We start from the raw sequence: 15,652 nt of genomic DNA, 5'->3' as shown, positions 1-15,652 counted from the left end.
CGGGAAAATACGTGCGGTGGCGTTTTGCCGCCGCGCTGCGTTTTATACGGTTTATTTGAGGGAGAGAGTTAGCATGACGTTACCGAGTGGTCACCCCCGTAGTCGCCTGCTTAAGCGCTTCACCGAATTGGGGCCGTACATCCGTGAAGGACAGTGTGAAGAGACGCGTTTCTTTTTTGATTGCCTGGCGGCGTGCGTCAACGTCAAACCGGCGCCGGAAAGCCGCGAGTTCTGGGGCTGGTGGATGACGCTGAACGCCTATGAAGATCACTTCACCTACGAATACCACTTCGGCCTGTTTGATAAAGACGGCGACTGGAGCGTGGCCGCCATCAAGGGCAAAGAGAACAATGAGAAAGTGGAGAGCACGCTGCGTAATTTCCACGAGCGCCTGAAAGCCACGCTGCATGAGTTTAAGCTTGATCTCAGGCCCGCGGCGGGGTTCAAAGAAGAGCCGGTTAAACTCAGCGCCTGAACCTGAGTCAGACCAGAATAAGAAAGAGCCGGTGATGAGCCGGCTCTTTTTTTACAGACACAGACAGGGTAATGCTGACGCTTAGAACTGGTAGGTCAGACCGACCGCCACCACGTCATCGCTGTTGATGCCCAGCGGGTTGTTGTCATCCAGCTGGTTGATTTTGTAGTCAACCATGGCCGACATGTTTTTGTTGAAGTAGTACGTCATCGCCACATCGACATATTTCACGATGTCCGCATCGCCAATGCCTTCAATGTCTTTGCCTTTGCTCTGCACGTAGCCCAGCGATGGACGCAGACCGAAGTCGAACTGATACTGCGCAACCACTTCAAAGTTCTGCGTTTTATTCGCCACACCGCCCGTGATTGGCGTCATGTTGCGGGTTTCAGAGTAGGTTGATGCCAGGTAGATGCTGTTCGCGTCATATTTGATGCCCGCGCCCCAGGCTTCCGCTTTGTCACCACGGCCCAGACGGGTCGCCACGTCCTGCGAGTTGGTACGGTCAGCAGAGGAGATCGCACTCATCAGGCTGACACCGCTATCGCCGAGGGTGTAACCCAGTGACGCACCGTAACCGTCGCCGTTCTGCTTAGGAATCTCTGAACGGCCGTTGGCGCTGGTGGAATCGTTCTTGCCCTGATACTGCACCGCGAAACGCAGGCCATCCACCAGACCGAAGAAATTGCTGTTGCGGTAAGTGGCGACGCCAGAAGTACGGCCCAGCATGTAGGTGTCGGTGTAGGCGCTGTCGCCACCGAATTCTGGCAGCACGTCGGTCCATGCCAGCACATCGTAAACCACGCCGTAGTTACGACCGTAATCAACAGAGCCGTAGTTACCAAACTTCAGACCGGCAAAGCCCAGACGGGTTTTGTTACCGATGTTAGCGTCGGTGTTGGTTTCTGCGCGGTTACCCTGGAACTGATATTCCCACTGACCGTAGCCGGTCATCAGGTCGTTAATCTGCGTCTGCCCTTTGAAGCCCAGACGGATGTAAGTTTTGTCGCCGTCAGCGGCTGCGTTGTCGCTGAAGTAGTGCATGCCTTTCACACGACCGTACAGATCCAGTTTGTTACCGTCTTTGTTATAAACTTCTGCGGCTTGTGCGGTTGAGGCCAGAGCCAGCGCGGAAACGATGAGTGCCAGTGTGCTTTTCTTCATTTTGCTATCAATCCCAATGAGTAAAATTTGTTGTACCCGTGAAAAGGTTTGTAAAACACGGGACGTTTTACCGACTGGCAATGAAGGTTTTATGACATTTTTTCTGATTTCTTGTTAATCGCGAACTTTTGGTCTACCCGCTTGTCAGGCGTTTTTTGTGCTTTTCCCCTTGCCGCTGTTGGCTTCCTTGCTGACTCCTGTTAAAACGTCCCTTCGCAGATTTTTTTCTTACATGGCAGGAAAAACATGAGTGGCAGTCAGACCCTGGTGGTCAAATTGGGTACCAGCGTCCTCACCGGCGGATCGCGCCGGCTGAACCGGGCGCATATGGTGGAGCTGGTTCGGCAGTGTGCACAACTGCACGCCGCCGGTCATCGCATTATCATCGTCACCTCAGGCGCGATTGCCGCCGGTCGCGAACACCTTGGTTACCCGGAACTGCCACCGACCATCGCCTCAAAGCAGCTGCTGGCTGCGGTGGGGCAGAGTCGTTTAATCCAGCTGTGGGAGCAGCTGTTCTCCATCTACGGTATCCATATCGGGCAGATGCTGCTGACGCGCGCCGACATGGAAGACCGTGAACGCTTCCTCTACGCGCGCGATATGCTGCGCGCGCTGCTCGACAACCATATCGTGCCGGTCATTAACGAGAACGACGCGGTGGCAACCGCAGAAATCAAGGTTGGCGATAATGACAACCTGTCCGCGCTGGCGGCGATGCTCGGCGGTGCCGATAAACTGCTGCTGCTGACCGATCAGCCTGGCCTGTTTACCGCCGATCCGCGCACCAATCCCGAGGCAGAACTGATCAGCGATGTGCATCAGATTGATGATGCGCTGCGCACGCTGGCTGGCGGCAGCGTCTCCGGTCTCGGCACCGGCGGCATGGCCACCAAACTGCAGGCGGCGGATGTCGCCTGCCGCGCCGGCATTGACGTGATCATTGCGGCCGGCAGCCGCCCGGATGTAATCGGGGATGTGCTGCACGGCAAACCGGTGGGGACGCGCTTCCACGCGCAGCAGTCACCGCTGGAAAACCGCAAGCGCTGGATCTTCGGCGCGCCACCAGCGGGCGAGATCACCATAGACGACGGCGCGCTGGCGGCGATGCTGGAGCGCGGCAGTTCGCTGCTGCCGAAAGGCGTCCGTGACGTGCAGGGCAATTTCTCGCGCGGCGAAGTGATCCGCATTCGTAACCTGCAGGGGCGCGATATCGCCCACGGCGTCACGCGCTACAACAGCGATGCGATGCGCATGATCGCCGGTCATCACAGTCAGGAGATCGGTGAGATCCTCGGTTACGAATATGGCCCGGTTGCGGTGCACCGCGACGATATGATCGTCAGTTAAGGAGCGGATGATGTTAGAACAGATGGGTAAAGCGGCGCGTGAAGCGTCGTACAAACTGGCGGAGCTCTCCACCGAACAAAAAAATCAGGTGCTGCTGACCATCGCCGATCGGCTGGAAGCGGAAAGCGCCGACATTCTGGCGGCTAACCAGCAGGATCTGGCCGATGCGCGCACTAACGGCATGAGTGCGGCGCTGCTCGATCGTCTGACGCTTAACCCGCAGCGCCTGAAAGGCATCGCGGATGATGTGCGCCAGGTGTGCCGTCTGGCCGATCCGGTTGGCCAGCTGATCGATGGCGGGCTGCTCGACAGCGGCCTGCGCATTGAACGACGTCGCGTGCCGCTCGGCGTGATCGGGGTGATCTACGAAGCGCGCCCGAACGTCACGGTCGATGTGGCGTCACTGTGTCTGAAAACCGGCAACGCGGCGATTCTGCGCGGCGGCAAAGAGACCTGGCGCACCAACGCCGCCACGGTGCGGGTGATCCAGAACGCGCTCATTGAGCATGGTTTACCGGCAGCAGCGTTGCAGGCGATTGAGAACCCGGATCGCGAACTGGTGAATCAGCTGCTGAAGCTCGATCGCTACGTTGACATGCTGATCCCGCGCGGCGGTGCCGGGCTGCACAAGCTGTGCCGCGAAAATTCCACCATTCCGGTGATCACCGGCGGTATCGGCGTGTGCCATCTCTATCTCGACGAAACCATGGAGACGGACGCCGCGCTGGAGGTGATTGTTAACGCCAAGAAACAGCGTCCCAGCGCTTGTAACTCGCTGGAAACCCTGCTGATTCATCGCGATCAGGCCGAACGCTTCATTCCGGCGTTTCTGCAGCGTATGGCGCAGGAGAACATTGCGCTGCACGCCGACGAAAACGCGCTGGCGCTGCTGCAGCAGGGCCCGGCCAGCGTGGTGGCGGTGCAGATGCACCAATACGACGATGAGTGGCTGTCGAACGATCTAAACGTCAAGCTGGTGGCGGACCTCGATGAAGCGGTCGCGCACATCCGCGCGCACGGCACCCAGCACTCCGACGGCATTCTGACGCGCAGTATTGGCAATGCCAATCGCTTCGTGAATCAGGTCGACTCATCGGCGGTATACGTCAACGCCAGCACCCGCTTTACCGACGGCGGCCAGTTCGGTCTCGGCGCTGAAGTGGCGGTCAGTACGCAGAAACTGCATGCGCGCGGTCCGATGGGCCTCGAAGCACTCACCACCTACAAATGGATTGGCTGGGGCGACGATACCCTGCGCCGTTAGTTTTCTCTCCGGCATCATAATGGGCACCTGACGCGGTGCCCTTTTTGATCGCTTTCGATCCAGTTATTTTCAGAGCTTTTCGTTTTATTCCTGTCATCTGTGGCGCGCCTGCGGCTTTTCGCCCATTTTTTGCTGTGGGTGCTGGTCTCAGCGTTACAGAACAATCCTGAAAACCCCTGTCAGAACAAGCTGTCAGAGATTCATTACTGGTTTCCACCAGGGCGAAGAGGATAATGATCGTCCAGCTTTATTGATAAAAGCGGTTGGGTAGTAAACTAGCGGTAATATAAAATGAACTGGTAGCAAAAATGAAAATAACATTCAGTCTTTTACTGATGGCAGACTATTAACTGATGGTTAAAAAAGAGAGTACGAGACAAGCTTTTACTGCCAGGCTGATTGCCGCATGCGAGAGCGCGGGAATTGTCGGACATGGACGGAACAAACAGGTCGCTCAGGCACTGCAACAACGGGGATGCAGGATCTCAACTCCAGGGGTCTGGAAATGGTTTAACGCGCAATCCATTCCGGATGACAGTAATCTGCTGGCGCTCAGCCAGCTGTTAGGCGTGCGCGTGGAGTGGCTGCAGTTCGGCATGGAAAAACCGGATGTGGCGCTTGCCCGTCAGCGCCTGATCGATCCGCAGCACATGTTCCGCGTCGAAAGCCTGGACATCGGGCAACGCAGCGCACAGGGTATTGTCGCGCGCGACGAACTGGTCGAGACCATTCAGGCGATTGAATACGGTCTGGATGAGGCGCGCGTGCTGTTTAACGGTCGTCCGGCCGAAAATATCCGGCTGATTGCCCTGAACAGTGACTCCATGGCCGGTACTTTTGCTCCGCGCGATCAGCTGTTCGTCGATATCAGCGTGCACCGCTTCGACGGTGACGGCATCTATCTGTTCAATCTCGACAACCAGCTCTACCTCAAGCGGCTGCAGTTACAGCACAAGAAGGTGGCGGTGATCTCCGACAATAAACGCTACGAGACCTGGTATCTGACGCTGGACGAAGCGGCGTCGCTGCAGGTGATTGCCCGCGTCATCATGAGCCAGGCGCGTGACTATCAGATTCTGGGCTGAGCAGCAGTGCGCTAACCGGCAAAAAAAATAATCCGGCTGAAATCAAAAATTTAACTGACGGTAAATAAAAAATTAACCGTCAGTGTTTGCCAATGCATTAGAACCTGTTAATAATTTGACCATAGATGGACGACATCTCTGCTCCCGGATGAGCCCGCTCTTAAACAATTGAGGCGCTGCACAAGCGCGAGACAACCCACCCAAAGTCAGTGAATTTTGGGATGGGGTGGATACGCACTTAGCAGCGTCGTCAGTTGTCCTCTGCTTTCACTCTCCTCTGCTTACGCCTGGCCGTTTTTTACGGCCGGGCAAGCCAGTTGCGGGTGATTGCAGAGGGGCCACGGACGTCCCGGTCTGTGCCGAATCGCCGTGCTCACCACCCCATCGCCAAAGACTCATTCACAGGAGGAGTTATGGCGATTATTCAATATGGCAAATCAGTCTTTAGCGGAAACGCGCGCACCCGTCGCCACCGGCGGCGTCAGCCGCTCAGCCGACTGAAGCGCAGCATCGACAGTGCCCTGGGCCTGGAGTGTGATAAGATCACCCTGCGCACCGCTGAGCGCATCTGCCAGCGGGAAATCCGCTCCCGGGTAGACCGCGCAGTACTGGCGCCCACGCGGCCCTGCAACGACAACCCCAGCTTTGATAACTGCTGTTTGCCCCATGTTCATTTGTACGCCGTGCGTTAATTCTCTGCTGTTTTCCCAGTTCTGAACGGAACGTTTCACCTTTCCTCACTGTTTAGTTGCGCTTGAGCGTTGCGCTTAACGGCTGCCTGTCGCCCGGCGCAACCGATCAGCGAGGTTTATGTGTTGTGGTTATTTGCGCAGCTTTTCATGCCGTTGCGCCCGTCAAAGAGGAACCGTTATGAGCCAAATCATTGCCATTTTGAATTTCGAAGAGGGATACCGCGAAGCGCCTTACCTCGACACGCAGGGGTTTCCCACCGTTGCGGGCGGTATTCGCATCGGGCCGAAAGGCGCGTCGCTCAGCCACTATATCTTCCGCGTGCCGCGCCGCGTTGGTGACGTGTGGAAGCAGTGCATCGTTGAGGGCAAGGTGCAGGAGATGCAGCAGCGCGCGCTGGTGCAGCAGGCACTGAGTCAATGCAACGAGGCGCGCAGCGATGTGCTGATCAGCATGGCCTACCAGATGGGCGTCGACGGTCTGGCGCTGTTTCGCGGCATGCTCACCGCGGTGACGCAACGCGATTTCGACGCGGCGGCGAACGCCATGCTCGATAGCCTGTGGGCGCGGCAAACTGCGGGGCGCGCCCGGCGTCATGCCGAAGTGATGCGCACGGGCACCTACGACATTTATCGGGGGCTGTTATGAACATGCGCTGGCTGTTGTTCGTTATCGCCGTACTGGCGGCCATCATCCTGCTGCTGTTGCTGCAGCGCTTCACCACGCTGGAGTTTGTTAAACACGCGCGCCTGCTGTTTAAAACCTGGTCGGTGTGGCTGGCGTCGCTGGGTTCGATGCTCAGCGCCTGGGTGCAGTCTTTTCCCTCGTCAGCGCTGGATGCGTGGAACGCGCTGCCGGCGGATATCAAAGAGATCCTGCCGCACAACTATCTCGGCCTGATCGGCGCCTTCATGGTGGCGATGGGCGTACTGGCGCAGTTCGTGCGTCAGAAGAACCTGGTGGAGCAGAGAAAAACGCTGGAGGACAAACCATGAGCTTTCTTCTTTCTCAGCTTGCCGGCAGCTGGCACTGGCTGGCGGCGATTGGCGGCGTGATTGCCGCGCTGATTGCCAGCTACGCCGGCGGCAAAAAAATCGGCAAGGTGCAGCAGCAGGCGAAAGCTGATGTTGCGCAGGCCAAAAAGACCGCCGCGCAGGCGGTTGAAGTTAATCAGCAGCAGCAACAGCTGCGTGAGGAGGCCAGACGTGTGGAAACCCGCAACGGTAATCTTGATGACGCTGCTGCTCGTGACAAGCTGCAGCAGTCGAAATACCACCAACCCTGAGGCGCCCGTCGTTATCGACTCCGCCTGTTCGTTATTTTCCCCGATTTACACCCACGGCAATGACGCCGAACGCATGGACATTCGCACCGTGCGCGCCATCAACAACCACAACGATCTCTGGGACCAGCACTGCCGCCCGGCGGCGCACTAACGCTGTTCTCTCGCTTTGTATTGCAAACCTGAAATGCCGAGGAGGCTAAGATGATCGAAGTTAACTCTTTTGCTGAACTGCGTACCACTGTGCCGGCCAAAAACGGCGATCTGGCGTTCCTGCGCCGCTACAACCCGGACTCCACCTTCCGTGGCGGTGGGGATTTCACCGGCTTTATCGGCACCACTACGGCCGCCGATGACGGCGGTACGCTGGCGGTCGGCAATGGCTTTTACTGGAAACGCGTGATCAACGATCCGGCCGACGTCAACGTCTACCACTTCGGCGCGAAAGGTGACGGTTACGCTAACGATACCGACGCCTTTAACCGCATGCTGGCGTGGACGCAGGGTTACAGCGGTAATATCCGTGACCTGCCGGTGCGTTTCCCGGGCGGTAAATTCCTGATTAACCCGATCGACATCAGCGCTACCGAGATCGCCTTTTTTGGTCTGCAGGGGGATGACGTGGAGCTGGGTTCGCTGCCGCGCACCACCATCATCTCCGACAAAAGTGCCAACACGGTGTTCAAAGTGAAGGCACGGCGGACCGCGATCAAAGGCATCACCTGGCACGGTCAGGCATCGGCCGACGTCACCACCAACAAAGGTACCATTACCGCCGAGATGTGTACCAACGTGCAGCCGTTCTTCGAAAACACCTGCATCGAAGGCACCACGTTAAATATTTACTGTTTCCGCGCGCAAAACAGCGGCGGCACGGTGATTAAAGCGCTGGATACGCTCGACAGTAAATTTGACCAGATCTACACGCTGTGGACCTATGGCCGGGTGTTTGACATTGGCTGGTCGAACTCGCCAAACGGCAAGTGGGACCACTCAACGGCTATCGAGATCTGCAACTGTAACTTCCAGACCGGCTATGGCGACGCCACGCTGTACATGCCGCGCGTGACGCAGGGCATCATGCGTAACGTGTGGATTGAGCACACGCGTAATCCGGGCGATCTGTCGGACGGTGCCTGGAGCATTGATACGCTGAACATTGAGGATTGCGGCACGCCGTTCAATCTCAATAATGCGCGCGTCATCATGCGCCAGATTGGCCTGCAGTCCGGAGCGAAGATCTCGAACGATATGGCCGGCACGCGCTGGCTGTCGACCTTTGACTACGGCTATCGCCGTGAAGAGCATCACGGCACGCTGATCACCGGCTCATTCCGCGCGGGCTACTACAGCGGCCACAAAGTCACCAACAATACCGACACCGATAACTGGTATCGCCTCGGCCAGCTGTTCTTTCCGACGGCGAATCAGCAGTGGGTGATGGAGCTGATTGGTAAAGCCGACGCTACCCAGCCAACCGGAACGGCCGCCTCGCCGGTCAATCTGGCAGGCACCGGGAAAACGTGGATTAACCTGCAGCGGCTGGAAACGGTATGGGCTGACGCCTGCCATATGGGGCAGCCGGCGGTGCTGGATATTCGCTACAGCCGCGTCGGCACCACCTATGCCGTGGTATGGGTGAAGCTGCGCGCCAACAGCGGCGACACGCTGATTAACCTGAAGACCACCGGGCCGACGCGTTTTGAAGCCGGCTCCTGCTCGCTGTTCCAGCCTGACTTCTCGGTGGTGACGGATACCACCAAAATGGGCACCCTCAAACCAGCGGCGCGCTTTGGCCTGCACAATGGCGTCGCGGGCATTGGGGCGAACGAGAAAGGCGTGCTTACTGTCGCGACGGCAGCAGGTACGCCGACCAATAAAACCACGCCGACGGGCTTTGTGCTGGTCAATATCAACGGTGTCGATCGTAAGCTTCCTTATTACGATTGAAGCCAGCACCTTTTGGCGAGGCTGCGGCCTCGCCTTTTTTGTGTGCCCGGCGTGAGAGGGCGCTGATCGCGGCGGTTATTCCGCGTCAAAATCCAAGGCCAGCCCGGCTGATGCTGAAAAACGCAGCACTTAACCGGCACCATCTTGACTCATCCCCCCGATTTTTCTATGTTTACTCCCCGTAGTTCCCACCCAATGCCGGTATAGCTCAGTTGGTAGAGCAGCGCATTCGTAATGCGAAGGTCGCAGGTTCGACTCCTGTTTCCGGCACCACACCCTAGTTTTCTCAAGTCAACTCACATCAATAAAATCCTTTTTAAAACATATATATGATCCTAATTTTAGTAAATTGACGTCAAAGCCAGGCACCACAGGGGCTGTGGGTGTTACCGGTTAAAAAACAGGGGGGGTAACAAAGGTAACAAAAACCGGGTGTTACCACACGTTACCTCGACAAGAAATGCAGGGGTAACGGTATTTATCGTTATAAATCAATGATGTTGCCAGTATTGCCGCTGTTACACGCTCTCAGGTAAACAGACTTATTCTGTCAGGCAATTAATTAAGTAAACTGCATGCGCATAATGAAAATGACCTGCCCTGAATGTCTTGCTGACGCCACGATCCGCAAGACCAACCGTAGGCATCCGCAACTGGCGGACGTTTACTGTAGCTGTACCAACGTTGAATGCGGCCACACATTTGTGATAAGCGCGTCCTTTTCGCATACCATCAGCCCCAGCGCCCTTAAGGGGCAGGGAAGGGTTAAAGAACTGATCGATGCCCTGCCGGAACAAGATAGCGATAAGGCGCTGGAACTTCTGTTAAGGGCGAAAAAAACGGGCTTAAAGGCAGCAGACCGGGAGGCGAAACGCATGCCCGGCACTGCTAAAATGTGATGAAAATTTTTCAGTATCCCCCTTTAATAACCATCTGAGTTTAATAATATTATTATTTTCATGTTAGGCGTTACCTCTTACCGAACAGTGACGTAAAATTAAAAATCCCTTCTGAAACAAGCATCTGAAATAATTAGTGCCAGCCCTGAAAGTGCAGAAATTGAAAAAAAGTGAAATTCGTTTCTATTTTTCCAGTCCGGTTTTCATGCCAAAGAACCTGTACTGGCGCGGGCTGGCTTACCGGTTTGTAGAAAAATAAAACTAAAAAAATTTACTGGTATGAAAGTGGCAGGCGGTTGCGGTGTAGTGCCTTTTTGGTCAGAGGAGTGTTTATTTTTTCAGGCTGCCGCATTGCATGCTTTTAATGTGTTGGTAAATAATCTATGCAGTAAGTAACTATGTTGATGCGTCACTTGAAAAGTGTTGTAGAATAAGACTATCATTTTCATGGTAAAACCATAACGTTTGAGTCGGCGAGGGTTGCATGCTAGTTAGGGAGCATTATCAAGAAACTAAAAAACTTCTTAATGGTATTAAGCCAAAAGTAGTTGGTCAATGGTTACTGAATGATGGCTATTTCCCAGAGGAATACGTTTTACCCCCTAGCTTCAAAGCCAGAAGGAATAAATTAAATCGAGAACCGTATTTTGATAACCTAAACAATCTTAAAGAGAAAGAGATTGTTAATGTGTCATACCCTAAAACATCACTCACTCATCGTATTTTTGGTATACTGCATCCCAAATATTATCATGATATGGTTTATTGGCTTGTCAAAGATTGGCAGTTAGTAGTCAACCACCTTTTTAATGATGAAACTAAAATTTTTACTTACAGTTTGCCTATTCCGGTTACTAAAGCAGAGGATTTGTCTTTATCACCCATACGTTCTGGGAGGATGATATATGAGTGGATTGAGATGGCAGAAAGGGATCTGATTGTTGATGCTGTAAACTATAGCTATTTAGTTAGAACTGATATTACCAATTTTTATGCCTCAATTTATACTCATAGCATTCCTTGGGCATTACATGAGAAAAATAAATCACTTGACGATAAAGAATATACTCTTTTAGGTAATAAACTTGATAGATTGCTACAATACTCAAATGATAAAAAAACTAACGGCATATCAGTTGGATCTTCTTTAAGTGATTTGATTGCGGAAATAGTTCTTTCCAAAGTTGATAGAGATGTATCTTTAAAACTCAAAGGTATTGAATTTGTTGGTGTTAGATTTAAAGATGATTATAGAATCCTTTGTAATAGTGAGTCTGATGCTAAAAAAATCTTAAAAAACATTTCTGATGAACTGAACAAGTACAACTTAAATATCAATGAATCTAAAACAAAAATACATAAACTCCCAAATGGGCTTTATAGAGAACATTCTAAAAGGTATCACCCATATTCATTGTCAGGAGCAGAGTCTTTTTCATTTAGAGAGTTTGAACAAGCGGCACTCAAGGCGTTGGACATTCATTATGAGTATCCTGGCACAAGTATACTAAATAAATTCATTTCTGAATTAACCAGAAAAGATAAATTGAAAGTTGCCTTTTCCAAAGATAAGACCAAGCAACTCAAAGAAATCAAGAAATTAATAAGCCTGCTTTTCATGATAAAAAGAGAGTCTGGGAAAGTAATGGGTAATGTTCTTGCTATTATCGATCTGGTTTTTATTGGGCACAAAAAAAGACATCTTGAATTAAAAGACTTTATTAAAAACATTATTGTCGATGATATTAAACGTTCTTCAGACAAAGATTCTGTTTTTGATGTTCTTTGGTTGGTATTTTTTGCCAAATTTAGGCAGTTTGGAATAGGTGATGTATCAAAGTATATTGATAGCGCGATTATCAATGGCAATAAGCTTTATCAATGTCTTGTTAATAATAAATCTATATTCGTTGATGATAAATATACATTATTTAAAAAACCTAAAGACCTTAATGAAAACATGTTGATTGAATATGTTGATTTATTTAAACGGGATTGAGTAATGAATAACGATGAGAATTATGAAAAATGGGTGAGAATATTAGAGCCAAAAACATTAAAGGAAAGGGTTATTTCTTATTCTATATTTATTGCATCGTTTGAGCTACTAAAGGAGATAGTAATTGGAAAGTTAGAGCGTTTTTACTTAAGTTTTGGAAACGAAGATGAATTCGTAGAGTATAGGAAAAAAGTATTAGATAGAAATAAAAGTAGACTTTATGCATCGATAAGTTGGTTGACGGAAAATAATGCTTTAGAACAGAGTGATATCGAGACATTTGAACGCCTAAAAAAAATCAGGAATAAACTTTCTCACGAAATGTTTGACTTGATTCCGGAGGCTGATTTACTTAATGTAACCGATGAGATTAATACGATAATCTCTCTCACACGAAAGATTGAATTATGGTGGTTTTATAATCTCGATATGGCCATTGACCCAGATAGCTATCCCGCAGATCTGGACCTTGCTGAAGTGATGCCTATGACCGTACTTCTCTTAGAGGTCATGCGCGAAGTTGCTTTAGGTGATGAGCAGGCTGCTCACAATATGTTTGTTGAGTTTACCCGCAACTACAAGAGAGACCATAATTGATCAAAATGCCCCTAAGCAGCAGTTCAATGGGGGGTGTTTAAGGGGGTACTTTAAAAACATATAAATAAAATATCAATAAAAACAATGACTTAACATGATGTTTTATTACTGTTTCCGGCACCAGTTAAATCAATCCCTTATCTATTATTCTTACCGTCCCGATTCAGCCTGTGGGACAGATTTGGGGCCGAAGCATCTATAAGCTTGTCGATTTTTTTTGCGTGCGCAGAAAGGTGACGGGCGTTGGATGTGCGTACCCGCTATCTATACAGTATGGTAAAGTGATCGCGCTTTTATTCAGGCCTGAGATTGCGGAAAGTCATTCCTGTAAGTGTTGTCACGCTGTAAACAGAATGGCCACAATTAATAATCTGTTTTAGCGATTTAATCACAAATCCATCAGGATAATGCTTACCGTCCAGAATGATCTTTCTTTAAGCCATTTTAATCACTCTAATGTGGCGGTTAAACTCAACGCCATTCGGGTAAGGAGAAGACCGCCCCGATAGAACAGAAGACAGCTTTGACATAACCGTAGAATTGAGGGTGATATGGAAATAACAAAAAAATTTATTTTAGATGGATTAGCCAGGTTTGATCTTAGCAATCTTCCCGGCAGACCTTTTGATAACGCATTTGAGCTTTTAGCGGCTCCTCCAGCCAGAAAGCGTCTTATCATGCTGGGATTCAATGGCTCTGCGGTGGATGCTCATATGTCGAATGCAAGCTCGATAATTAAAGATTATGAAGAACCTGACGTTTCAAACGTAGTAAAGGGAACGCAGGGATCGTGGGGAATTACCCATCTGGCCAGACGCTTACAGCAAATTCCAGCCAGTCTGGGTTATAACTGGCAGGATGTGGTTTACACCAATGCTTTGATGATGTGTTCCGAAAACGCAGCATCCTTAAAACAGGAAGCCATCAAACATCACCAGACAATGGAAGGGCTAATAAAAAACTCAATGTCTTTTTTTGAGGAAGTAACACTGGCAATGTGTCATCCGGAGTTGATTATTGCTCACAGCAACGGGCTGTCATCACTCTCTGCTGCAAGCCTGTTACTGAAGCATTTTGGCGATAAAGATACATTGATGTATTCCCATCCAAAGGGTTATTTCACAACGTTTGGTTTCGTTGGCCGATTCAACGATAAATCTGTTCCTGTTGTTTGCGTTCGACACATGTCGAGATTTAAACCTCAGGAGGACTATATTAAAGCCGCGATTTCTCAAATGCATGAACTGGTGCAGGCTGAAATGCGATCAGCCTGAGTTGGCACAAGAGGATTACTACCTTCGTATTTCGTGGTAATAAAATTTTGGATCGCCCTGGCGCCTGCCATAGAAAAATACTCACTTGAGAAGATCGGTAAAGTGACGATCTAAAGAGAGGAACACGGCTCTGGCATTACACCCTGCGCCGCAGTGCGATCAACTGCAGCGCTCACCTCATCCTTAACCAGCAATCAGCGCCCGCGGTTCCAGAAACGCGCTGATACCCGCCTGACCCATTTCCCGGCCGATGCCGGAGTGGCGGAAACCGCCGAACGGCGCGCGCGGTTCGTGAGCCAGCGTGTTGATCATCACGCGGCCAGCGATCAGCTGTTCTCCCACGTTGCGCGCATGCTGTTCATCCGCCCCGATCACCAGTGCCGACAGGCCGTAATCGCTGTCGTTGGCCATGGCGATGGCTTCGGCTTCATCGCGGTAGGTCAGGATGCTCAGCACCGGGCCAAAAATCTCTTCGCGCGCCAGCGGCATTTCATTGGTGACATCGCTGAACAGCGTCGGGCGGATATACCAGCCGTGGTGCAGCCCGTCCGGGCGGCCGCTGCCGCCGGTCAGCAGGCGCGCGCCCTGTTGTTCGCCAAGCGCAATATAGTGCTGCACGCGCTGCCACTGTTTCTCGTTGACCATCGGCCCGATGGTGGTGCGCGCGTCAGCCGGATCGCCGGAGACCTCCGCAGCGACTGCCGCCGTCAGCGCCTGTTCGAACTCGGCCTTGCGCTGCTCCGGCACCAGAATGCGCGTGCCGGCAATACAGGCCTGGCCGCTGTTGATAAAGCCGGCCTGAACCGCCAGCCCGGCTGCCTGCGTGGCATCGGCATCCGGCAAAATCAGCGTCGGTGATTTACCGCCCAACTCCAGCGTGACGCGTTTAAAGGTGTCGGCGGCGCTGCGCAAAATCGCTTTGCCGGTGGCGGTCGAGCCGGTAAAGGAGATTTTCGCCACCTGCGGACTGCGGCTCAGGGCTTCACCAACGCTGGCACCGCGTCCGGTGACGATATTAAACACCCCCGCAGGCAAACCGGCGGTGTGTAGCGCCCTGGTGATCACCTGGGTCTGCAACAGGCTGAACTCGCTGGGTTTGATCACGGCGGTACAGCCTGCGGCAATCGCGGTCGCCAGTTTGTGGCAGATAAAGCCGGCGTTGCTGTTCCATGGTGTGATCAGGCCGGCAACGCCGAGCGGCAGCATCTGCACCTGCGCGCGGCCTGCCTGTTGTACAAACGGATAGCGTTTCAGCTCTTCAATGACCTGCAGAATCACGTCAGCCGGATAGCGGCTCATCCACTCGGAGCGTGCGGTGGGCGCGCCGTACTCCTCAAGGATCGCCGCGCGCAGCTCGCTTTCGGCTCGGTTAACCGCATGGTACATCTGTTCCAGCAGGGTGATGCGCTGCGCCACCGTGGTCGCGGCGAAGGCGGGAAACGCCGCCGCGGCCGCCGCAATCGCGCGTTCAGCATCCTGCGCATCGGCCAGACGCGCTTTACCGATTACGCTGCCGTCGGCAGGTTTGATAATATCCAGCCATTCATCGCCGTCAGGAGTGACAAACTGGCCGTTGATATAGATGTGTTCAATCATGTGCATGGCTATGCTCCTTTGCATGTT

General features: G+C 52.3%; 16 protein-coding genes and 1 tRNA gene. 15 read left to right on the top strand and 2 right to left on the bottom strand.

Annotation, left to right across the window (positions count from 1 at the left end):
• Positions 1 to 73 precede the first annotated feature (73 nt).
• Positions 74 to 475, top strand: coding sequence for a sigma factor-binding protein Crl (crl, locus tag C1N60_RS15805; RefSeq protein ID WP_021313042.1), 402 nt, complete (start codon positions 74 to 76; stop codon positions 473 to 475).
• Between the two features lie 81 nt (positions 476 to 556).
• Here the strand turns inward: crl and ompC are convergent, their stop codons facing one another.
• Entirely contained in the window at positions 557 to 1,639 is a 1,083-nt protein-coding gene (ompC, locus tag C1N60_RS15800) for a porin OmpC (protein ID WP_021507277.1), read from the bottom strand.
• A gap of 246 nt (positions 1,640 to 1,885) precedes the next feature.
• Here ompC and proB point away from each other — a divergent pair, with 246 nt between their 5' ends.
• From proB to C1N60_RS15730, 14 genes are all read left to right on the top strand, one after another.
• The gene (gene proB / locus C1N60_RS15795) at positions 1,886 to 2,989 is read left to right on the top strand and encodes a glutamate 5-kinase (RefSeq protein ID WP_159377483.1); all 1,104 of its coding nucleotides are present in this window, start codon (positions 1,886 to 1,888) and stop codon (positions 2,987 to 2,989) included.
• Positions 2,990 to 2,999: 10 nt separating this feature from the next.
• A complete protein-coding gene (gene proA, locus C1N60_RS15790; RefSeq protein WP_394521761.1) occupies positions 3,000 to 4,253 on the top strand; it encodes a glutamate-5-semialdehyde dehydrogenase in 1,254 nt (417 codons plus the stop codon).
• Positions 4,254 to 4,606: 353 nt separating this feature from the next.
• Complete coding sequence (locus C1N60_RS15785; protein WP_031279669.1) at positions 4,607 to 5,338, top strand: S24 family peptidase; 732 nt, start codon at positions 4,607 to 4,609, stop codon at positions 5,336 to 5,338.
• A gap of 413 nt (positions 5,339 to 5,751) precedes the next feature.
• Positions 5,752 to 6,030 carry a transcriptional antitermination N peptide gene (locus C1N60_RS15780; RefSeq protein WP_394521079.1) on the top strand — a complete coding sequence of 93 codons (279 nt, stop codon included), beginning with the start codon at positions 5,752 to 5,754 and terminating at the stop codon, positions 6,028 to 6,030.
• Positions 6,031 to 6,208: 178 nt separating this feature from the next.
• Positions 6,209 to 6,676, top strand: a complete 468-nt coding sequence (locus tag C1N60_RS15775) for a lysozyme family protein (RefSeq protein WP_021507272.1) — start codon at positions 6,209 to 6,211, stop codon at positions 6,674 to 6,676.
• 2 nt (positions 6,677 to 6,678) lie between these two features.
• Positions 6,679 to 7,023, top strand: a complete 345-nt coding sequence (locus tag C1N60_RS15770; protein WP_031279668.1) for a DUF7940 domain-containing protein — start codon at positions 6,679 to 6,681, stop codon at positions 7,021 to 7,023.
• Positions 7,020 to 7,313, top strand: a complete 294-nt coding sequence (locus C1N60_RS15765) for a hypothetical protein (RefSeq protein ID WP_136547604.1) — start codon at positions 7,020 to 7,022, stop codon at positions 7,311 to 7,313. The genes C1N60_RS15770 and C1N60_RS15765 overlap by 4 nt, the downstream gene beginning before the upstream one ends.
• Positions 7,261 to 7,464: a hypothetical protein gene (locus tag C1N60_RS15760; protein WP_125310414.1), complete on the top strand. Its 204-nt coding sequence runs from the start codon at positions 7,261 to 7,263 to the stop codon at positions 7,462 to 7,464. The genes C1N60_RS15765 and C1N60_RS15760 overlap by 53 nt, the downstream gene beginning before the upstream one ends.
• 50 nt (positions 7,465 to 7,514) lie before the next feature.
• Complete coding sequence (locus C1N60_RS15755) at positions 7,515 to 9,260, top strand: amylovoran biosynthesis protein AsmF (protein ID WP_021507268.1); 1,746 nt, start codon at positions 7,515 to 7,517, stop codon at positions 9,258 to 9,260.
• Positions 9,261 to 9,457: 197 nt separating this feature from the next.
• Positions 9,458 to 9,533: transfer RNA gene (locus C1N60_RS15750), tRNA-Thr, on the top strand.
• Positions 9,534 to 9,835: 302 nt separating this feature from the next.
• Positions 9,836 to 10,159: an ogr/Delta-like zinc finger family protein gene (locus C1N60_RS15745; protein ID WP_264239400.1), complete on the top strand. Its 324-nt coding sequence runs from the start codon at positions 9,836 to 9,838 to the stop codon at positions 10,157 to 10,159.
• A 484-nt stretch (positions 10,160 to 10,643) separates the two neighbouring features.
• A complete protein-coding gene (locus tag C1N60_RS15740; RefSeq protein ID WP_394521078.1) occupies positions 10,644 to 12,158 on the top strand; it encodes an RNA-directed DNA polymerase in 1,515 nt (504 codons plus the stop codon).
• Positions 12,159 to 12,161: 3 nt separating this feature from the next.
• Positions 12,162 to 12,755 carry a hypothetical protein gene (locus C1N60_RS15735; RefSeq protein ID WP_264239402.1) on the top strand — a complete coding sequence of 198 codons (594 nt, stop codon included), beginning with the start codon at positions 12,162 to 12,164 and terminating at the stop codon, positions 12,753 to 12,755.
• 551 nt (positions 12,756 to 13,306) lie between these two features.
• Entirely contained in the window at positions 13,307 to 14,029 is a 723-nt protein-coding gene (locus C1N60_RS15730) for a hypothetical protein (protein WP_394521077.1), read from the top strand.
• 183 nt (positions 14,030 to 14,212) lie between these two features.
• Here C1N60_RS15730 and C1N60_RS15725 read toward each other — a convergent pair whose 3' ends face one another.
• A complete protein-coding gene (locus C1N60_RS15725; protein WP_394521076.1) occupies positions 14,213 to 15,631 on the bottom strand; it encodes an aldehyde dehydrogenase family protein in 1,419 nt (472 codons plus the stop codon).
• Between the last annotated feature and the right edge of the window lie 21 nt (positions 15,632 to 15,652).

The organism is Pantoea sp. SGAir0184 (assembly GCF_043544755.1).
Note: the sequence above shows the minus strand (reverse complement) of the source record. Positions and strands in the feature narration are given on the sequence as shown.